18 protein-coding genes are annotated in these 18,872 nt (G+C 70.1%); 16 read left to right on the top strand and 2 right to left on the bottom strand.

Annotated features, from left to right (window positions below; translation table 11 throughout):
• The first annotated feature begins 6 nt into the window (after positions 1–6).
• Together ABDZ66_RS13610 and ABDZ66_RS13605 are read left to right on the top strand one after the other, a co-directional pair.
• Entirely contained in the window at positions 7–1,578 is a 1,572-nt protein-coding gene (locus ABDZ66_RS13610) for a DAK2 domain-containing protein (RefSeq protein ID WP_343760324.1), read from the top strand.
• 326 nt (positions 1,579–1,904) lie between these two features.
• Entirely contained in the window at positions 1,905–2,087 is a 183-nt protein-coding gene (locus tag ABDZ66_RS13605; RefSeq protein WP_343759923.1) for a hypothetical protein, read from the top strand.
• 12 nt (positions 2,088–2,099) lie between these two features.
• Here ABDZ66_RS13605 and ABDZ66_RS13600 read toward each other — a convergent pair whose 3' ends face one another.
• A complete protein-coding gene (locus ABDZ66_RS13600) occupies positions 2,100–3,089 on the bottom strand; it encodes an acetamidase/formamidase family protein (RefSeq protein WP_343759921.1) in 990 nt (329 codons plus the stop codon).
• A 210-nt stretch (positions 3,090–3,299) separates the two neighbouring features.
• Positions 3,300–5,030 (bottom strand): bifunctional metallophosphatase/5'-nucleotidase, encoded by a 1,731-nt coding sequence (locus ABDZ66_RS13595; RefSeq protein ID WP_343759918.1) that lies wholly within the window; start codon positions 5,028–5,030, stop codon positions 3,300–3,302.
• Positions 5,031–5,195: 165 nt separating this feature from the next.
• Between ABDZ66_RS13595 and murF the strand changes: the two genes are divergently transcribed.
• From murF to rpsI, 14 genes are all read left to right on the top strand, one after another.
• On the top strand, positions 5,196–6,488 hold the full coding sequence (gene murF, locus ABDZ66_RS13590; RefSeq protein ID WP_343759916.1) for a UDP-N-acetylmuramoyl-tripeptide--D-alanyl-D-alanine ligase: 1,293 nt from the start codon (positions 5,196–5,198) through the stop codon (positions 6,486–6,488).
• A 68-nt stretch (positions 6,489–6,556) separates the two neighbouring features.
• Positions 6,557–7,315: a hypothetical protein gene (locus ABDZ66_RS13585; RefSeq protein WP_343759914.1), complete on the top strand. Its 759-nt coding sequence runs from the start codon at positions 6,557–6,559 to the stop codon at positions 7,313–7,315.
• A gap of 388 nt (positions 7,316–7,703) precedes the next feature.
• On the top strand, positions 7,704–8,882 hold the full coding sequence (pilM, locus tag ABDZ66_RS13580; protein ID WP_343759912.1) for a type IV pilus assembly protein PilM: 1,179 nt from the start codon (positions 7,704–7,706) through the stop codon (positions 8,880–8,882).
• Positions 8,875–9,567 carry a fimbrial assembly protein gene (locus ABDZ66_RS13575; protein ID WP_343759910.1) on the top strand — a complete coding sequence of 231 codons (693 nt, stop codon included), beginning with the start codon at positions 8,875–8,877 and terminating at the stop codon, positions 9,565–9,567. Before pilM ends, ABDZ66_RS13575 begins: the two co-directional genes overlap by 8 nt.
• On the top strand, positions 9,557–10,198 hold the full coding sequence (locus ABDZ66_RS13570; RefSeq protein WP_343759908.1) for a type IV pilus inner membrane component PilO: 642 nt from the start codon (positions 9,557–9,559) through the stop codon (positions 10,196–10,198). The genes ABDZ66_RS13575 and ABDZ66_RS13570 overlap by 11 nt, the downstream gene beginning before the upstream one ends.
• Positions 10,195–11,322 carry a hypothetical protein gene (locus ABDZ66_RS13565; RefSeq protein ID WP_343759906.1) on the top strand — a complete coding sequence of 376 codons (1,128 nt, stop codon included), beginning with the start codon at positions 10,195–10,197 and terminating at the stop codon, positions 11,320–11,322. The genes ABDZ66_RS13570 and ABDZ66_RS13565 overlap by 4 nt, the downstream gene beginning before the upstream one ends.
• Before the next feature lie 3 nt (positions 11,323–11,325).
• Positions 11,326–13,326 carry a secretin N-terminal domain-containing protein gene (locus tag ABDZ66_RS13560; RefSeq protein WP_343759904.1) on the top strand — a complete coding sequence of 667 codons (2,001 nt, stop codon included), beginning with the start codon at positions 11,326–11,328 and terminating at the stop codon, positions 13,324–13,326.
• Positions 13,327–13,432: 106 nt separating this feature from the next.
• Positions 13,433–14,581, top strand: coding sequence for a chorismate synthase (aroC, locus tag ABDZ66_RS13555; protein WP_343759902.1), 1,149 nt, complete (start codon positions 13,433–13,435; stop codon positions 14,579–14,581).
• Positions 14,582–14,677: 96 nt separating this feature from the next.
• Positions 14,678–15,376, top strand: a complete 699-nt coding sequence (locus ABDZ66_RS13550; RefSeq protein WP_425544438.1) for a shikimate kinase — start codon at positions 14,678–14,680, stop codon at positions 15,374–15,376.
• Positions 15,363–16,451 (top strand): 3-dehydroquinate synthase, encoded by a 1,089-nt coding sequence (gene aroB, locus ABDZ66_RS13545; RefSeq protein ID WP_343759894.1) that lies wholly within the window; start codon positions 15,363–15,365, stop codon positions 16,449–16,451. Before ABDZ66_RS13550 ends, aroB begins: the two co-directional genes overlap by 14 nt.
• Before the next feature lie 25 nt (positions 16,452–16,476).
• Positions 16,477–16,908: a type II 3-dehydroquinate dehydratase gene (gene aroQ / locus ABDZ66_RS13540; protein WP_343759891.1), complete on the top strand. Its 432-nt coding sequence runs from the start codon at positions 16,477–16,479 to the stop codon at positions 16,906–16,908.
• A 154-nt stretch (positions 16,909–17,062) separates the two neighbouring features.
• Positions 17,063–17,458 carry a hypothetical protein gene (locus ABDZ66_RS13535; RefSeq protein ID WP_343759889.1) on the top strand — a complete coding sequence of 132 codons (396 nt, stop codon included), beginning with the start codon at positions 17,063–17,065 and terminating at the stop codon, positions 17,456–17,458.
• A 170-nt stretch (positions 17,459–17,628) separates the two neighbouring features.
• Complete coding sequence (gene rplM, locus ABDZ66_RS13530) at positions 17,629–18,054, top strand: 50S ribosomal protein L13 (RefSeq protein ID WP_055362765.1); 426 nt, start codon at positions 17,629–17,631, stop codon at positions 18,052–18,054.
• 2 nt (positions 18,055–18,056) lie between these two features.
• Entirely contained in the window at positions 18,057–18,458 is a 402-nt protein-coding gene (gene rpsI / locus ABDZ66_RS13525) for a 30S ribosomal protein S9 (protein ID WP_343759884.1), read from the top strand.
• Positions 18,459–18,872: the final 414 nt, after the last annotated feature.

The raw sequence follows: 18,872 nt of genomic DNA, 5'->3' as shown, positions 1-18,872 counted from the left end.
GCGCACATGCTGCGTTACGCCACCGACTGGCTCGGCGTGTACCGCGAGCAGGTGAACGCCCTGAACGTCTACCCCGTCCCGGACGGCGACACCGGCACGAACATGCACCTGACCATGCAGTCCGTCCGGCGCGAACTCGACACCTGCGACGAGAACTCCATGCCGGGCGTGGCGCGCGCCATCAGTTACGGCGCCCTGCTCGGCGCGCGCGGCAACAGCGGCGTGATCCTCTCGCAGCTCCTCAAGGGCTTCGCGGACACCATCAAGGACACGCGGGAAGTCGATACCGCCACCCTGACGCGCGCGTTCCAGGCCGCGCAGAAGACCGGGTACGGCGCGGTCATGAAACCCGTCGAGGGCACCATCCTGACCGTCGCGCGCGGCGTGGCCGAGGGCGCCGCGCTGCCCCGCGAGACCGACACCGCCGAGGGCGTCCTGGAACAGGCGCTGTTCCGCGGGCAGGAACTGCTGGATCAGACGCCCGACATGCTGCCCGCGCTGAAGCAGGCGGGCGTGATCGACAGCGGCGGCCAGGGATACCTGTACCTCGTGCAGGGCATGCTGGCCGCGCTGCGCGGCGAGGCGCTGCCCCCCGCGCCCGAGATCACCAGTTACGCGCAGGAGCAGTTCGAGAACGAGGAATTCGGCTTCTGCACCGAGTTCCTGATGAGCCACGCCACCGCGCCCATCGAGGAAATCCGTGAACTGGTCAGCCCGTTCGGGGACAGCCTGCTGGTCGTGGGTGCCGAAGGGTACGTCAAGGGCCACATTCACACCAACCAGCCCGACGAACTGCTCGCCACGGTCGGCCGTCACGGCAAGATGCTCAAAACCAAGGTCGAGGACATGAGCGAGCAGCACACCGAGATCCTCGGCATGGCCGGCGCGTCCGCCCGCGCCGAGGAGGAAATCCCGCCCAGCGGCCTGGTCGCCGTGGCGAACGGGTACGGCCTCGTGAAACTGTTCCGGTCGTTCGGGGCGCGCATCGTGTCCGGCGGGCAGACCGCCAACCCCAGCGTGCAGGACATCGTGGACGCCGTGCGGAGCGTCAGCGCCGAGCAGGTCATCATCCTCCCGAACAACAAGAACGTCCTGATGGCCGCCGAGAAGGCCATGGAACTGATGGAAGGCCGCGCCGTCGTGATTCCCACCCGCACGCTCGGGCAGGGCATCGGGGCCGCCCTGAACTTCAGCGCGGACGTCCCGGCTGCCGACCTCGTGGACGGCATGACCGACGCCGCGCGCGCCGTCACGACCTTCGAGGTCACGCGCGCCAGCCGCACCACCAACATCACCGTGAAGGACGGCCGCACCCTGGACATCGCCGAGGGCGACGTGATCGGCCTGATGGACGACGAACTGGTGCAGAGCGGCGGCACGCCCGAAGAGAGCGTCATGGAGATGCTCAACCGCCACTTCAGCGGACAGGAGATCGTCACGGTCTTCAGCGGCCCGCAGAAAACCCAGGAGGACCTCGACGCCCTGAGCGCGAAGATCAGCGCCGCCTTCCCGATGGTCGAAGTCGAGGCGCACGCCGGCGGCCCCGACCTGTACGACTACCTCGTGACGCTGGAGTAAACAGCGCCACCCGCACCGCAGAGCAGGCCCGGAAACTTTCGAGTGTCCGGGCCGCCTGCTCCCGCCCGCGGTCATGGACTGTCAGCGGCGCCGTCCCGTGAATTCCTCGTCGGTCAGTGGGGCCAGTCCGATGCGCAGCAGGGTGCTGACCGGGCGGGCGCTGCGGGGGCCGTTCATGACCTCGAATCCGGGCGGGTGCGGGGTGGCGTACAGGCGCAGGCCCCAGCCGGGCGCGAAGTCATACAGACTCCGATTGAATGGGCTGCAAAGACCATTCAATCCGAGTCCGTATCACTCAGGGCACAGCTGAATTCGCGGTGCGTAGCGTGGCGGAACAGGGAGTCGAGAGCCTCCTCGGGGTCGGCGTGCGGGGGCAGGTGCCGGGCGTCGATGAAGCAGTCGGCGCTGACCCCACGGCCGACATCCGCGCCACGCGCGGCGTCCGACTGGTCGTGCAGGCCGGGCGATGCGTGGACCCGGTGGTCCTGCGCGCCGCCCTGGAGGCATGATCCTCCCGTCCTTCAACCGGCCTGGGCCTCCGTGAAGATGTCCAGCGGCAGGAACGCGCTCACCGTGTAGTTGGGCGCGTCCACGATCTGGCTGATTTTCAGGTCCACGCAGGCGCTGGCCAGCACGTACGCCTGCTCCAGGGTCAGGCCGCGCGTCTGCAGGCGGCGCAGCAGGACGCGCAGGGCGGTGCGGGCGGCGGTCATCAGGTCCGGGTGGTGGCCGGTCGTGGCGTGCCACTGCCGGCTGGTGCCGCCGCTGGTGGGGGTGGTGAATTCGGGGGTGGTGATCCCGGCCTGCGGCTCGACGTGGACGCGCAGGGTCAGTTGTCCGGCGGTCTCGATGCCGGTGCCCGAGAGTTCCCCGTCGCCCTGCGCGCCGTGCAGGTCCCCGGCCGACAGAAGCGCGCCGGGCACCTCGACCGGCAGCCAGAGGGTGCTGCCGGTCACGAGTTGCCGGATGTCCATGTTGCCGCCCACGGGGCGGGGCGGCGCGGTGGGGTGCGGGCCGGGCGCGGCGGGCGCGACGCCGATCACGCCGGGGAACGGCGCGAGGGGCAGGCGGATGCCGGGCAGGAAGTCGGTGTGCGTGCGGGCGCGCAGGTCCCAGAAGTGCGTGTAGGCTCGCAGGCCCTCGGCGGCCAGCGCGGCGTCGAGCAGGCCGATGCCGTCGGGCCGGCAGCCGGTCCAGCCCCAGCTGGCGGTCTGCACGTCCAGGATCTCGATGCGCAGGGCGTCGCCGGGTTGCGCGCCGCGCACGTGAACGGGGCCGGTCAGCGGATGCCCGCGCGGGCCCGGGCGTTCCGGGTGGGCGTCCGCGACGATCAGGGCGCGCAGGTTGTCCGGGGCGTTCAGGTCCCCGCCCGCGACCCGCCGGGCCACGCCGCCGTCCGAGGCGTCCAGGGTGTCCAGCGTGACGGTGTCGCCGCTGTCGATGGTCAGGGCAGGGGGCAGGGCCTGATCCCAGACCGTGTGAATGGCACCGGTGCCGAGGTGATAGGTCATGCCGTTCAGGGTACGGCAGCGCCCGCCCTCCACGGTGGAAGGGCGGGCGGTGGTCGGTCAGGCCGGGAGTCAGCTCACACGGATTGCCGTCTGTTTCGTTAACAACCCGCAGCCACACCGGGTTGCCAACTCCACGCCCGGAATCCTCCTGGCGCCTGCTGGCCCTGCTCGGATTGAACGGTCTTTGCAAACCGTTCAATCGGAGTCAGCTCAGAGCTTGGTGATGCGGCCCTTGACCACGTTCTTCAGGGTGGGGCCGTTGGCCTTGAGGTACTGGCTGAGGACGTCGGTGTCGCTCAGGCCGGGGAGCTGCACGACGTTCGTGGCGGCCTTGAAGACCGTGAAGTTGTCGCCGCCGGCCGCCAGGAAGTTGTTGGTGGCGACGCGGTAGGTGGCGGTGGCGCTGATGGGCGTGCCGTTCAGGGTGATGTCGGCGATGTTCACGCGCTGCCCGTCGGGGTTGCTCAGGGTGTACTTGTAGTTGAAGCCCTCGGAGACCTGCAGGAGTTTCACGGCGGTGGCGTTCGCGCCGCTCCACTGCTGTTCCAGCAGTTCCTTGATCTGCTGGCCGGTGAGGCTCAGGACGGTGGTGGTGTTGCCGAAGGGGTGCACGGCGAACACGTCCCCGAAGTTCACGGCGTTGCCGGGCTTGATGCGGGTGGTGTCGGGCAGGTCGGCGCGGATGCCGCCGGGGTTCATCAGGCCGATCTGCGCGCCCTGGTTCTTGGTGGCGGCCAGCAGGGCGTCGGCGATCACGTCGCCCAGCGGGGACTCGGTGTTGCGGGCGTTGCTCACGCCGCGCTGGATCTGCGGGTCGCCCAGCTTGGCGATCTCGACGTTGCTGATGGCCGCGACCTTCGCCTCGGCGGTGGTGCGGATCTGGGTCATGCCGAAGTCGAGGGTGCCGGCCTTCTCGCGGGCGGTGTAGTCCACGACGAGGTTGGCGGCCTTGACGCTCATGACCTGGTGGTTGGCCTTGTCGACGGTCAGGTCGAGGCGCTGCAGCAGGTGGCCGTAGAAGTCGCCCTGGATGACGATGCGGTCCTTGCCGGTCGGGTCGGGCACGAGGCAGTTGTAGCCCTGGTGGCTGTGGCCGCTGATGATGGCGCTGACGGCCGGGTCGACGCGCTTGGCGATGTCCACGATGGGGCTGTCGGTCTTCAGGGTCTTGCAGCCGACGGTGCTGTAGTTGTCGGTGCTGCCGGTCGCCAGTTCGCCGCCCTCGTGGATCAGCATGATGATCGCGTCGGGGCGCTGCGCCTTGATTTCCGGGATGTACTTGTTGACGGCGGCGGCCTCGTCGGTGAAGGTCAGGGCCTTGACGCCGTCGGGGGACACGATGCCGGGCGTGGTCTTGGTGACGGCGCCCACGAAGGCGATGCGGATGCCGTTGATGTCCTGGATGATGTACGGCGCGAAGGGCGTGCCGGTCTTGCCGGAGGCGGCGTTGTACTCGACGTTCGCGCCGATCCATTTGAAGGTCGCGCCCTTGTAGTTCGGGTCGAACTTGCAGGCCTTGGCCGCGTCGTTGCTGGCGCAGCCGCCGTTCTGCATGCGGAACAGTTCGTCCAGCCCCTGGTCGAACTCGTGGTTGCCCAGGGCGCTGACCTTCATGCCCATGCCGTTCAGGGCGTACACGGCGGGTTCGTCGCGCAGCAGGCCGCTGCTGATGGGGCTCGCGCCGATCAGGTCGCCGCCGCCCACCAGGATGGTGTTGGGGTTGGCCTTGCGGGCGTCGTTGACTTCGGCGGCGATGGCCTCGATGCCGCCGGCGCTGATGGCGGTCTTGTCGGCCCTGGTGAACGAGGTGGGCGCGAGGTTCCCGTGGAAGTCGTTCAGGCCGAGGATGGTCACGTCGGCCGGCTGGGGGGCGGTGGTGGTGGTGCAGGCGGTCAGGCCGAGGGCCGAGGTCAGCAGAAGCACAGCGGTGGATTTGTTCATGCAAGGCACATTGTATGCACAGAAACGTCAGCTTTTGGAAAGTTCGGCGGGAACCGCAACTGACCGCCCGCGCAACCCGGCCGCACTGGCCGGAGGTCCTGGACGGCGGCACCGGCCGGCCGCGGCTCATGGCGTCTGCGGCGCGGGCCGCTATGCTGGTGCGTCATGCCTGATCCCCGCGCCGCACTGCCCTTCGACGCCACCGTCCACCCGGAGGCCCGCCCGGCGCGGCGTCTGACCTGGGATTCCCGGGAGGCCTCCCCGGACGTGGCGTTCGTGGCGCTGCCGGGCGAGTCCACGCACGGCAACCGGTTCGTGCAGGCCGCGCTGGACGCGGGGGCGCCGTTCGTGCTGACGGACCTGGACGTGCCGCGCGCCGTGCGGGTGCCGGACGCGCATGGCGCGCTGCTGGCCTGGGCGCGGGCCGAGCGGGCGCGCAGTCCGCTGGTGGTGGGCGTGACGGGCAGCGCCGGGAAGACCACCGCGAAGAGTTACGTGGCGGCCGCGCTGGACGCGCACTTCATGCCGGTGTTCAACACCATGCCCGCCATCGCCTGCTTCCTGATCGAGTTCGGCGCTTCCGGGCGGCCACTGGTGGTCGAGATGGGCATCGACCGCCCCGGCGAGATGGCCGAACTGGTGGACCTGGTGCGCCCGGATGTGGGCGTGATCACCAGCATCGGCCCGGCGCACCTGGAGCAGCTGGGCAGCATCGAGGGCATCGTGCGGGAGAAGGGCGTGATCCTGCGCGGCGTGGACGGCCGCGCGGTGCGGGGGCTGGTGGGTGCGCAGGCGTCCGACTTCTACCCGGGGGTGGACAGTTACGGCTTCGGGAATGTCACGCACGCGGGCGAGGACCTGACCGTGACGGCGCAGGGCGCGTCGTTCCGCTTTGCGGGTGTGCCGGTCACGTTGCCGCTGGCGGCGCGGGTGCAGGCCGAGGCGGCGGTGCTGGCGCTGACGCTGGCGCAGGAGGCGGGCGTGGCGCTGCCCGGGGCCGCGGCGCGGCTGGCGGCGGTCAGTGTGCCCGGCGGCCGGTACCGGGTGCATCCGGGGCGGTTCACGGTGATCGACGACGCCTACAACGCCTCGCCGGTGGCGGTGCGGGCGGCGCTGGACGCCCTGGGCAGCTGGCCGGGCCGGCGGATCAGTGTGCTGGGCCGCATGCTGGAACTCGGGCCGACCGAACGGGACCTGCATGCCGGGGTGGGCGCGTACGCGCGGGAACGGGCGGACCTGACCTTCGGGGTGGGGGCCTTCGCGGCCGAGCTGGGCGACCGGGCCTGCGCGACCGTGCCGGACCTCGTGACCGCCCTGCTGGCCGAGGTGCAAGACGGGGACGTGATCCTGGTCAAGGCCAGCCGCGGCATCAGCTGGACCCCCGAGAGACGCGCCCGGGAGGGCGTGGGGCTGGACGTGGTCGTGCAGGCGCTGCTGCGCGCCCGCGACGGGACCTGAGCGTGCCGGGCGCGGGCGGCCTGCCCGGCCCTCATGGTGCGTTCCGGGTCGCGCGGCACAATGCGGCCATGCTCCCTGCCTCCTCCGGCCGTTTCTGCCGGCGCCTGCGCCGGCTCGCGTGGTGGCTGACCCTGCCGCTGGCCGGGTGCGCCCCGACCACCCTGAGCGCCCTGCCGCCCGAAGCGGCGTTGCGCGCGGCCTTCAGTGACCAGGGGGTGGCGTGGGTGTCGTCCGGGCGGGCCTGCGTGGCGCGCGCGCCGGGTTTCCGCGCCAGCTGCCCGTCGCTGCCGCCGGCGGTGGACGTCGCCTGGAACGGCACGGACGCCTGGGCCGGCGTGCCGGGCCTGGGGGTGATCGTCACGCTGGACGGCGCGGCCCGCACCCTGAGCGTGGGGCGCGTGGCGGCCCTGAGCGCGGGGCGGGTGTTCCGCGAGGACGGCAGCGCGGTCACGTTCGCGGGGGAACCGGCGCGGGGCGTACCCGGCCGCCCGTCGGCCGCCGTGACGGGCCGGGACGCGGATTTCGTCCTGCTGGACGGGGGCGAGGTGCGCCGCGTCGCGGACGGCGCGGTACTGGCGCGCGGCGCGGCGTTCCTGAGCCTCACGCCGGACGGGGTGGTGGGCAGCGCGCAGCCGCAGCTGGTCACGCCGGAGGGCACCTACCGCCTGACCGGCGGGCACCTCGAACGCCTGGACGCGACCGGGCGGGTGGTGGCGTCCACGCCGCACGGGCCGGGCCGGGTGGGGCGGGTGGGTCCGCAGCTCGTGACGGTGGACGCCGCCGGTACGGTGCGGGTCTTCGGGATGGACCTGCGCGGCGTGCGCTGAGGGGAGCGCGTGCTCCGGTGCCCGGGCCGGGCGGCGTGCGGGGAGGGCGCGCGGGGTGCTGACCGCGTGAGCAAGATGAAGGCGCGGCGTTTGTGGTGTACTGCGCTCACCCCGACGCGAGCGTCTTCATGCTCGGGGTGGGTGGCGCCGGGTCCGTGCCGTGTTCCGCCGGGGTATCCTTCCCGGTCGCGGCAGGGAAGAATTGTGCGCCAGGCGCATCTTTTCATGGAGCCTCCGGGTGTCAGAGTTCCGTAAGCGTGTGGGTGGTTGCATGGGGCGGCATGTCCCGTTCAGCCTTCTCGCATCCGTCATCTCACCCCAACTCCCTCTGGTTCCCGCACGGCGCCAGATGAGTGAATGCTAAAATCCGCGTGATCCTGGAGGGAGAATGTCGAGTTTCCTGAACCGCCTCTTAAACCCACGGCCGAATGCCCTCGGCGTGGAAATCGGCACGAGTGCCATCAAGGTCGTGGCCCTGCGCCCCGGCTCACCGCCTTCCCTCCAGCACGCCGTGATGGTGCCCACGCCCATCGGCAGCATGCGCGACGGGCTGGTCGTGGAACCGCAGGCGGTCGCCACCGAACTGAAGAACCTGCTGGCCGAACACCGCATCACCACCAAGTACGCCGTGACCGCCGTGCCGAACCAGGTGGCGGTCACGCGCAACATCATGGTGCCGCGCATGGACCGCAAGGAACTGCAGGAGGCCATCAAGTGGGAGGCCGAGCGCTACATCCCCTACCCCATCGACGATGTCAGCCTGGACTTCGACCTGCTCGACGACCTGAGCACCATTCCCGAGGACGGGCAGATGGAGGTCGTGATCGCCGCGGCACCCACCGAGGCCATCGCGCGGCAGGTCGAGGTGCTGAGGCTGGCCGGCCTGGAACCCACCATCGTGGACCTCAAGAGTTTCGCGTCGCTGCGCGCCCTGCGCGGCAACCTGCTGGGCGAGCACCTGACCAAGAGCACCCTGACCGGCACGAACTACACCGAGGCCGGCGAGGTGGCGCTCGTCATGGAGATCGGCGCGAGCAGCTCCGTGATCAACCTCGTGCGCGGCGACCGGGTGCTGATGGCCCGCAACATCAACGTGTCCGCCGACGATTTCACGACCGCGCTGCAGAAGGCCTTCGATCTGGACTTCAGTGCCGCCGAGGACGTCAAACTCGGGTACGCGACCGCCACCACGCCCACCGAGGACGAGGAGGACCTGCTGAACTTCGACATGGCCCGCGAACAGTACAGCCCGGCGCGCGTGTTCGAGGTGATCCGCCCGGTCCTGGGGGACCTGATCACCGAGATCCGCCGCAGCCTGGAGTTCTACCGCGTGCAGAGCGGCGACGTGGTCATCGACCGGACCTTCCTGGCGGGCGGCGGCGCGAAACTGCGCGGCCTGGCCGCCGCGATCAGCGACGCGCTGGGCTTCCGGGTGGAGGTCGCCAGCCCCTGGCTGACCGTGCAGACCGATCAGGCGAACGTGGACACCGGCTACCTGCAGGCGAACGCGCCCGAGTTCACGGTGCCGCTGGGCCTCGCGCTGCGGGGGGTGACGACCCGTGGTTGAGATCAACCTGCTGCCGCAGCAGTACCGCAAGCAGTCGGAACCCAGCGCCTGGCGCTTTGCCACGTACGCCCTGATCCCGGTCACGGTCGCCGCCATCCTGATCCCGGAAGTCGTGACCGCCACGCGCGCCGGGGACCTGCGCAAGCAGATCGACAGCCTGAACGGCGAGGTCACGGCCCTGACGCCCGTCAACCGCGAGTACGGGGAACTCACGCGCGAGAAGACCGAACTGGAGCAGATCACCTCCATCGCCACGCAGCTGCGGGACAGCAAGACCTACTGGACGAACGACCTCGCGGCGTTCACGGCGCAGCTGCCGGCGGGCAGCGGCGTGGCCGTGCAGAGCATGACCATCAAGGCGCTCGACGCGGCCGCCCTGACCGCGCTGCAGCAGGGTGGCGTGTACAGCGGCAAGAACGTCACGCGCGAGATCGACCTGACCGGCTCGGCTGCCAGTCAGCAGGCCGTGGTGGGGTTCCTGCGGACCTTCGAGAACAACCCGGACTTCGGCGTGAACTTCCGTTCCATGCAGGCCGACGGCGAGACCGGTCAGTACACCTTCAACGCCAGCGTGGGCCTCGTGAAGCCCGTCGCGGCGGCCACCACGCCCGCCGATCCGAACGCCCCGGCCACCGCGCCCGCCGCCCCGGCCGGCAACGCGGAGGGAGGCCCCAGTGTTAACTAAACTCTCTCCCCGCAACCTGTTCCTGGCGGCGCTGGGGCTGTGCCTCGTGATCCTGGCGCTGTGGTACACCATGCGCTTCCAGCCGCGACAGGCCGAGATCAGCAACCTGAAGGGCGAACTGGAGACCGTGAACGCCCGCGTGACGCTCCTGCGTGACAATGCCCGCAAGGTCCCGGCGCTGCGCGAGGAGGTCGCGAAACTCAAGGTGCAGCAGGACGAGTTCCTGGCCGCGCTGCCGCAGACCGCCAACTTCGGCGGGGTACTGGACGAGCTGCGCCTGACCTCCAGCGCCGCCGGGGCCAGCATGGAGAGCTTCAACGTGCAGAGCGGCAACGCCGTGGGCCTCCCGGCCGGCGTGCGGCCCATCGGGCTGAACCTCAGCGTCAGCGGCCGCTTCGCGCAGCTGTTCCAGATGCTGCGTTCCGTGGAGACCATGAGCCGCTTCACGACCGTCAACAACCTGAGCCTGCAGTTGCCGGAGGCCACCAGTCTCGACCCTGAACTGCAGGGCACGCTGGCCCTGACCGTCTACACCTTCGACCCCAGCCAGGCGGCCACCGGCACGCCCGGCGCGCCGGACGCCGCGCCGGCCGCGCCCGCCGCTCCGGCGCCCGCAGGAGGCACCCAGTGACGCGCGCGCCCGTGAAACTCTCCCGAGAAATGAAGGTGCTGCTGGGGCTGCTGCTGCTGGTCGCCGCGATCGGCGTGTACTACCTGCTGACCAAGCCCAGCGCGGACGATCTGGCCAGTCAGCCGCAGCCGCCCGTCGTGACCGGTGGTCCCGGCGACGACACCATCCCGGTGACCCCCAGCGAGCCCGACCCGGCCACCGGCACGGTGCCCGGCGTGGCAGTGCAGCCGGACGCGCAGGTGGAAGTGGAGGTCATCCCGCCCTTCCCCACCGATGGCCTCCCGGTGGACCCGGCCGGCACTGCCGGCGACGTGCCGCCCACGCCGGCCGGCATCAACCCCGAGGCGACCCTGGCGGCCGTTCCCGGCAACAACCCCTTCCGGCCGCTGCAGGTCAAGAACAACGGCAGCGCCCCGGCCGGCCAGACGCCCGCCCCGATCCCCGGCACGCCGGACACGACCAGTCCGGCGGTTCCGGATACGACCGCCAGCGTGCCCACCCCGGCCGTGGACCCGCTCGGCAGCACCGGCGGTCCGCTGGGCATCAGCCCGCTGCCCGGCGCGACCGGCTCGGACAGCGGCGCGGGCGGCGCCGTGCCGGTACCTGTCATCCCGGGTGCGGACGGCAGCACTGGCCCGGTCGCCTCACCCGTGGTCGTGACGCCGATTCCCGGCGGCCCGGTCGTCCTGACCCCGCCGGCGCCCGCACCGGTGAAACCGCCGGTTGCCGGTGTCAGCGTGCCCGGCGTGACCAGCATCCCGGCCCTGACCGCCCGCGGCACCACGAACGGCACCACGAACGGCAGCGCGACGGGCGCGGCCGGCACCCCCGTCACGGCGGCCCCCACGCCCGGCACGCCGCAGGTCATCACGGACCTGGGCCTCGGGAACGCCGCGGCCCTCAACGACCTCGATTCCTTCGTGCAGGCGCAGGACCTGGCGTTCAACGCGGTCGTGCTCGGCCCGGTGAACACCGCCATCTTCCGCAGCCGCAACGGGTACGTGGTCGTGTCGGTCGGTCAGACCATTCCTGACACCAGGGTGACCGTCAAGGAAGTCACGGCGACCAGCGCCACACTGAGCCTGGGCAACAACTCGAAGACCCTCGAACTGGATAAAAGGTGAGCCATGACTAAACGCTTCGCATTCCTCCTGCTGACCGCCGCGCTGGGCATGGCCGCCGCGCAGACCTCCGCCCCCACCACCCCGGTCGTCCAGACGGGCGCCGCGGCCGACGCCGCGCTGTCCGGCGCGAACGTGACCATCGAGATCGGCCGTTACGGCGGGCCGCTGTCGAGCCTGCTGGCCGCGCTGGCCAAGTCGGCCGGGTACGGCCTGATCCTGGACACGAACGTGGACGCCCTGCCGGCCGCGGCCGGCACCGCCCCGGCGACAGGGGCCCCGGCGACCGACACGGCCGCCACGGGCACGGCCCGCCCGGTCGTGTACTCCTTCCAGAACAAACCCTTCAACGAGGTCTGGCCGCTGCTGATGGACGTGTACGGCCTGAGCTACGACGTGGTGCGCCTGAGCGGCGAGCCGGTCCTGCGGGTCAGCAACACGCCCATCCAGCGGACCGTGACCCTCAAGAACGCGGACGCCACGCAGGCGTCGCAGCAGGTGAAGCTGTTCTTCGGGACGCCCACGTACAGCGAGACGCCGCAGAAGGACGCGCAGGGCAACACGACCGGCGTGCTGCGCACCTTGGCGGACGTGAAACTGGATTCCGCGACCCTGCGGATCATTCCGGACGTGCGCAGCAACAGCGTGATCATCCGCGGCACCAACCGCGAGGTGGCCGAGGTCACGCGCCTGCTGGGGCAGCTCGACAGCACCCCGGGGGCCGGGACGGGCGCGACCACCACCGAGACGCAGACCGTGCAGCGCGTGTACGCCGTGAAGGGCGCGCAGGCGGACATCGTGGCGCTGCTGGCCGCGCAGTACCCGGGCCTGAAGGTCACGCCGGTCGGTCAGACCGGGCAGCTGGTGATCACGGGACCGCAGAACCAGCTGGACGCCGCCGTGGCCCTGCTGGGTCAGGTGGACCGCGTGGCGCCGGTCGTGGCGGGCGCGCAGATCACGCAGCGGGTGTTCCAGCTGGTGAACGCCAGCGCCGAGGAGGTCAAGGCGACGCTGGAAGGCACGCTGGCGCGTGAACTGACCACCAGTGCCACCGTGCCGAACGCCACGCTGATCGACCCGACGACCGGGCAGCCGTACACGACGGGGGCGCTGGCGAACGCGCCGCTGAACGCCGCGTCGGGCGCCGCGTCGGCCGCGACCGACACGAAGGCCAGTACCGTGTCGATCATCGCGGACAAACGCACGAACACCCTGATCGTGCGCGGCACCGCCGATCAGGTCGCGCAGGTCGCGGACCTGATCCCCAACCTGGATCAGCGGGTGCCGCAGATCAACGTGCAGGTCCGCATTCAGGAGGTCACGGAGACCGCCAGCCGTAGCCTGGGCATGGACTGGAAGGCCGGCTTCGGGGGCTTCACGGTCAGCGCGGGCAGCGGCGGGCTGGGGGCGGCCTTCGATCCGACGCGCAGTCTGGTGGGCTTCAACCTGGGCGCGACCCTCAAGACGCTCGAAGGCCAGGGCCTGAGCAAGAGTGTGTATGACGGCGCGATCACCATGCAGAGCGGTCAGCGTTCGCTGGGCAGCGGCACGAGCACGCAGAACGCCTCGGGGTCCGCGGCGGCGACCATCAAGAGCGGCGGGCGACTGGAACTGAACATCCCCTCCACCGCGGCGAACGTGGCCCCCATCCAGAAGCAGATCGATTACGGCGTGAACCTGGACTTCTTCGATCCGCAGGTCGCGCCGGACGGCACGATCACCATGCGGGTGCGCGGGCAGATCAACAACCTCTCGACGACCATCACGGCGTCGACCGTGCCGAACCTGCTGCAGTTCACGAACAGCGAGGCGCAGACGACCCTGACCTTCCGCAGCGGTGAGACGCTGCTGCTCAGCGGCCTGCTCAAGGACACCGAGTCCACCCAGAAGGACGGCGTGCCGTTCCTGTCGAGCATCCCGGTGATCGGCGGCCTGTTCGGCACGCAGAGCGCCAAGAAGGAGAAGACCCAGCTGCTGGTGGTCATCACGGGGAACGTCGTCAAGTAACCTGCTCTCCTTCACTGCGCCCCCTGGCCGCGGTGCGGTGCGGGGGGCGTGTTTGTTTGGTCATGCCTGCCGCGCGGCGCCTGGGGGGGCGCTACAGTCCGGGGGTATGAGGTACTTGACCGCCGGGGAGTCGCACGGGCCGCAATTGACGGCCATCATCGAGGGGCTGCCTGCGCAGTTGAATCTGGGCAAGGGGGACATCGACCCGTGGCTGCGCAGGCGGCAGGGCGGGTACGGCCGGGGCCGGCGCATGGTGATCGAGACGGACGAGGCCGAGATCCTGAGTGGCGTGCGGGCGGGCCGCACGACGGGCGCGCCGGTCACGCTGACCATCGCGAACAGGGATCACCGGAACTGGACGGAGATCATGTCGCCCGAGCCGGGCGGCGAGCCGCGCAAGAAGGCCCTGACGGACGCGCGGCCCGGTCACGCGGACCTGACGGGCGGCATCAAGTACCGGCACCGGGACCTGCGGGACGTGCTGGAGCGCGCCAGTGCGCGTGAAACGGCGGCGCGCGTGGCGGTGGGCAGCGTGGCCCTGAAACTGCTGGGCGAGCTGGGCGTGCAGGGCGCGAACTACGTGTCGAGCCTCGCGGGGATCGAGACGCGGGTGCCGTTCAGCTGGGACGCGCTGGACGCCATCGAGGACAGCGACCTGCGCACCCCGGACGCGGACGCCGCCGAGCAGATGCGTGAACGGATCGATCAGGCCAAGAAGGACGGCGACACGCTGGGCGGCATCCTGGAGGTGCGGTTCCGGGGCCTGCCGGTGGGGCTGGGGTCGTTCGTGCATTACGACCGCAAGCTGGACGGGCGGATCGCGCAGGCGTGCCTGAGCGTGCAGGCCATGAAGGGCGTGGAGATCGGCCGGGCCTTCGAGAACGCGGGCCGCCCCGGCAGTGGCGTGCATGACGCGGTGTACTACCGCGAGGGGACGTACGCGCGCGACACGAACGGCGCGGGCGGCCTGGAGGCCGGCATGACGAACGGCGAGGAGCTGATCGTGCGGGTCGCCATGAAACCCATCGCCACGCTGATGAAGCCGCTGCCGACCGTGAACGTGGTGTCGCACGAGCCGTCCGACGCGGCCCGTGAGCGCAGCGACACGACGGCCGTTCCGGCGGCGGGCGTGGTGCTGCAGTGCGCGGTCGGGTGGGTGCTGGCCGAGGCGATGCTGGAGAAGTTCGGCGGCGACACCCTGCCCGAGTTGCAGGAGCGCGTGGCGGCCGCCCGCGCCTACGCCCAGGCGTACTGAGGGGCCGGGCGCGTGCTGAATGACGCGGCGCCGGCAGGAGCGGGGACCGTGGCGGCGTTCCGGGCGGGACTGGAGGCTGGTCTGAACGCGCACCTGCTGGAGGTTCCGGCAGAGGTGCGGCGGGCGGCGGGACTCCCAGAGGGTGCATCCGTCACGCCGCCCGCCGGGGATTCCCTTACACTGTCCCCCATGTTCAGTTCCGGCCTCATCGAGCGCCCCGTGTCGTGGGTGGCGCTGGCCGGTTTCATGGGGACCGGCAAGAGCCGCATCGGGTGGGAGCTGTCGCGGGCACTGGCGCTGCATTTCGTGGATACCGACAAGCTGATCACGCGGGTGGTCGGCAAGACCATCCCGGAGGTGTTCGCGCAGGAGGGCGAGGGGTACTTCCGCGCCTGCGAGCACGAGGTCGTGCACCGCGTCACTCGTCTGGAACACGCGGTGATCAGTCTGGGCGGCGGGACCTTCATTCAGGAGGACAACCGCCGCCAGCTGCTGGAACGCGGCCCGGTCGTGGTCCTGTGGGCCACGCCGGAAACGGTGTACCAGCGTACCAAGCACAGCGACCGGCCGCTGCTGCGGGTGGAAGATCCCCTCTCGACCATCCGCTCGATGATGGACGAACGCGAGCCGGTGTACCGGCAGGGCACCATTCACGTGCATAGCGACGGGCGCCCCAGCGAGGAGATCGTCGAGGAGATCATCGAGCGGCTGTGGGCCTGGGCGGACGCGCAGCACGCCTGGGCGGCATCCGCGCCCGAGGGAACGGCCGGGGGGGATCACCGTGCGGCGGATTGAGGTCGGCCGCGTCGGAGAGTCCGGTGCGTACACCGTCACGGTCGGCGCGGACCTGCTGGCGGACCTGCGCGTCCCCGAGCGGCACGTGGCGCTGATTCACCCGGCAGACCTGCCGCGCGCGTTCGTGGCGCAGGTGCAGGCGGCGCTGAACCCCACCGTGACGGTCGAGGTGCCGGCCCGTGACGACTGCAAGACCCTGGACGTCCTGAGCGGCGTGCTGTCGCGGCTGGCGGCGGCGAACATCCCCCGTGACGGGGCGGTCGTGGGCCTGGGCGGCGGCGCGGCCACCGACCTGGCGGGCTTCGCAGCCGCGAGTTACCTGCGGGGCGTGGCGTTCTACACCCTGCCGACCACGCTGCTGGGCATGGTGGACGCCGCCGTGGGCGGCAAGACCGGCGTGAACCTCCCGGAAGGCAAGAATCTGGTGGGCGCGTTCTGGCCGCCACGCGCCGTCTGGTGCGACACCGGCACGCTGGCGACCCTACCGGAAGCGGTGTTCCGCGAGGGCGCCGCCGAGGCGTTCAAGCACGGCCTGATCAGCGATCCCAGCCTGCTGGCGCGCGTGCTGGACCCCGAATTCCGGCCCGGCGGCGCGCTGCTGGAAGACACCCTGGCCGACGCGATCGCCGTGAAGGCCGGCGTGGTGACCCGCGACCTGACCGAGCGGGGCGAGCGGGCCTACCTGAACTTCGGGCACACGCTGGCGCACGCGCTGGAGGCCGTCACGCACCACGGCGTCTCGCACGGCGACGCGGTCGGCTACGGCCTGCACTACGCCGCGCGGCTCTCCCGGGCGCTGGGCGGCGAGGACCTGACCGCGCACACGCGGGCGTTCCTGCGCTGGCAGCGGCCCTCTCCCCTGCCCGCCCTGAGCCACGAGGACGTGGCCCCGTTCATGGCGCGCGACAAGAAAGCCGACGCGGACGGCGTGCGTTTCGTGCTGCTGCGCGCCCTGGCCGACCCGTACCTGACCCGCGTGCCCGACCATGTCCTGAGAACCGAATTCACGGGCTGGCAGGCGGACCTCGCAGAACTTGAGCTGAGCGGCCCGCTGCACAACCCCGCGCTCACCTGAGCGGCCGGGACGCTAGGCTGGGGCCATGCTGCTCGTGCTGAACGGCCCCAACCTGAACCGCCTCGGCCTGCGTGAACCCGGCGTGTACGGCTCCCAGACCCTCGAGGACCTCGAACGGCAGTGCGAGGCCTGGGGGGCGGAACTCGGCACGTCCGTCACCTGCCGCCAGAGCAACTACGAGGGGCAGCTGATCGAATGGATTCACGAGGCGCAGGAACAGGGCTTCAGCGGCGTGGTCATCAACCCCGGCGCGCTCACCCACTACAGTTACGCCCTGCGCGACGCGATCGCCGGGCAGCCCCTGCCGGTCATCGAGGTGCACATCAGCAACGTGGACGCCCGCGAGGAATTCCGGCATAAGAGCGTCACGGCCGCCGTGTGCCGCGGCAAGATCAGCGGCCTGGGCTTCCTGGGTTACCGCCTGGGCATGGAAGCCCTGGTGGAAAGCCAGGGATGATACGGATTCCGTTTGTTTCGCCAACAATCCGGAACTTCACCGGATTGCCGGCTCCACGTCCGGAACCCGCTTCTCTCCTACTCTGCGGAGCAGCTCTACGAGTCGCATCCGCTCGGATTGAATGGTCTTTACAGCCCATTCAATCGGAGTCCGTATGAGATGGCCCGACCACGAACGGGACGGCTTTGAGCTCCTGTCTGCCGAGGAACGTCACGCGGCGAATCCCGATACCTTCTGGATTCCGACCCTTCAGGTCCGGTCCAGCCTCCGGCGGGGGCAGGCCGCGAAACTCCTGTTCGACATCCGGTTTCAGGAGGACGGAAGGCCGATGCTCGGAACAGAGCGCATGTGGGTCATCGTCTCGCGGCAGGAGGGGGACGTGTACGTAGGCGTCCTGGACTCCACTCCACAGACGACGGCGGCCGGTGACTACCTGCAGACCGGCGTGGAGGTTCCGTTCCTTCCTGAACATGTCTGCGATACCGGGAACCCGCCTGAGGAGTACTCGAACTGGCGACTTGAGCAGCTTCCCATCCAACGGTGGACGTAGAATCCAGCTTCACCGCTTGCTCCCAGGCCCTCAAATCTGATACCTTGACCTTTAGTGTCTCGTGCTTGGTAGGGCCGAGGCGACCGGGAGGCACCCGGACACACACGTTTTCGTCTCCCCGTCGGAGCGGGGTGTGTCGCAGCCAAATCCCATCTTCATGGAGTTTCACGGTGAAAACCTACATCCCCAAAAATGACGAGCAGAACTGGGTCGTTGTGGACGCAACGAACGTGCCCCTGGGCCGCCTGGCGACGCTGATCGCGAGCCGCATCCGTGGCAAGCACCGCCCCGACTTCACGCCGAACATGATTCAGGGCGACTTCGTGGTCGTGCTGAACGCCGAGAAGGTCGCCCTGACCGGCAACAAGCTCGACGGTAAGGTCTACACCCGCTACAGCGGCTACCAGGGTGGCCTGAAGACCGAAACCGCCCGCGAGGCGCTGAAGAAGCACCCCGAGCGCGTCATCGAGCACGCCGTGTTCGGCATGCTGCCCAAGGGCCGTCAGGGCCGCGCCATGCACCCCCGCCTGAAGGTGTACGCCGGCGAGACGCACCCCCACGCCGCCCAGAAACCCCAGACGCTCGAGGTCAAATAATCATGGCGATTCAGCAACCTGAACAGTTCTACGGTACCGGCCGCCGCAAGAGCGCCGTGGCCCGCGTGTTCCTCCGCCCTGGCGAAGGCAAGATCATCGTGAACGGCAAGGAGTTCCAGACCTACTTCCGTGGTCTGCTGCGCGCCGTGCACGCCCTTCAGGCGTTCCGTGAAACCGGCACCGCCGGCCGTTACGACGCCGTGATCACCGTCGTCGGTGGCGGCCCCACCGGCCAGGCCGACGCCATCAAGCTGGGCATCGCCCGCGCGCTGCTGAAGGTCAACCCCGACTTCCGCACCCAGCTGAAGCCCAAGGGCCTGCTGACCCGCGACCCCCGCGAAGTCGAGCGCAAGAAGTACGGCCTCAAGAAGGCCCGCCGCGCTCCCCAGTTCAGCAAGCGCTGATCCGCGGAGTTCCGCCACTGCTCCCCTGTCCGGAAACGGGCGGGGGAGTTTCATACGGACTCCGATTGAATGGCTGACAAAGCCGTTCAATCCGAGCGGATGCGACCCGGAGAGCTGCTCCGCAGAGAAGGAGAGAAGCGGGTTCCGGAGGTGGAACTGGCCATCCGGTGAAGTTCCGGATGGTCGGCAGAACAAACGGAATCCGTATCATACGGACTCCGATTGAATGGGCTGCAAAGCCCGTTCAATCCGAGCGAAGCGAGTGGGAGCAACACGGGTTCCGGACGTGGAGCCGGCAATCCGGTGAACTTCCGGATTGTTGGCGAAACAAACGGAATCCGTATCAGTCTGGCGTGAGGTGCCCGGGGGAGGGCCGCGCTCCTGCCCTGCGACGCCGCCCGTTCGAGCGGGGTC

The organism is Deinococcus depolymerans, from assembly GCF_039522025.1.
Taxonomy (GTDB): domain Bacteria; phylum Deinococcota; class Deinococci; order Deinococcales; family Deinococcaceae; genus Deinococcus; species Deinococcus depolymerans.
This window is presented reverse-complemented; position numbering and strand designations above follow the sequence as displayed.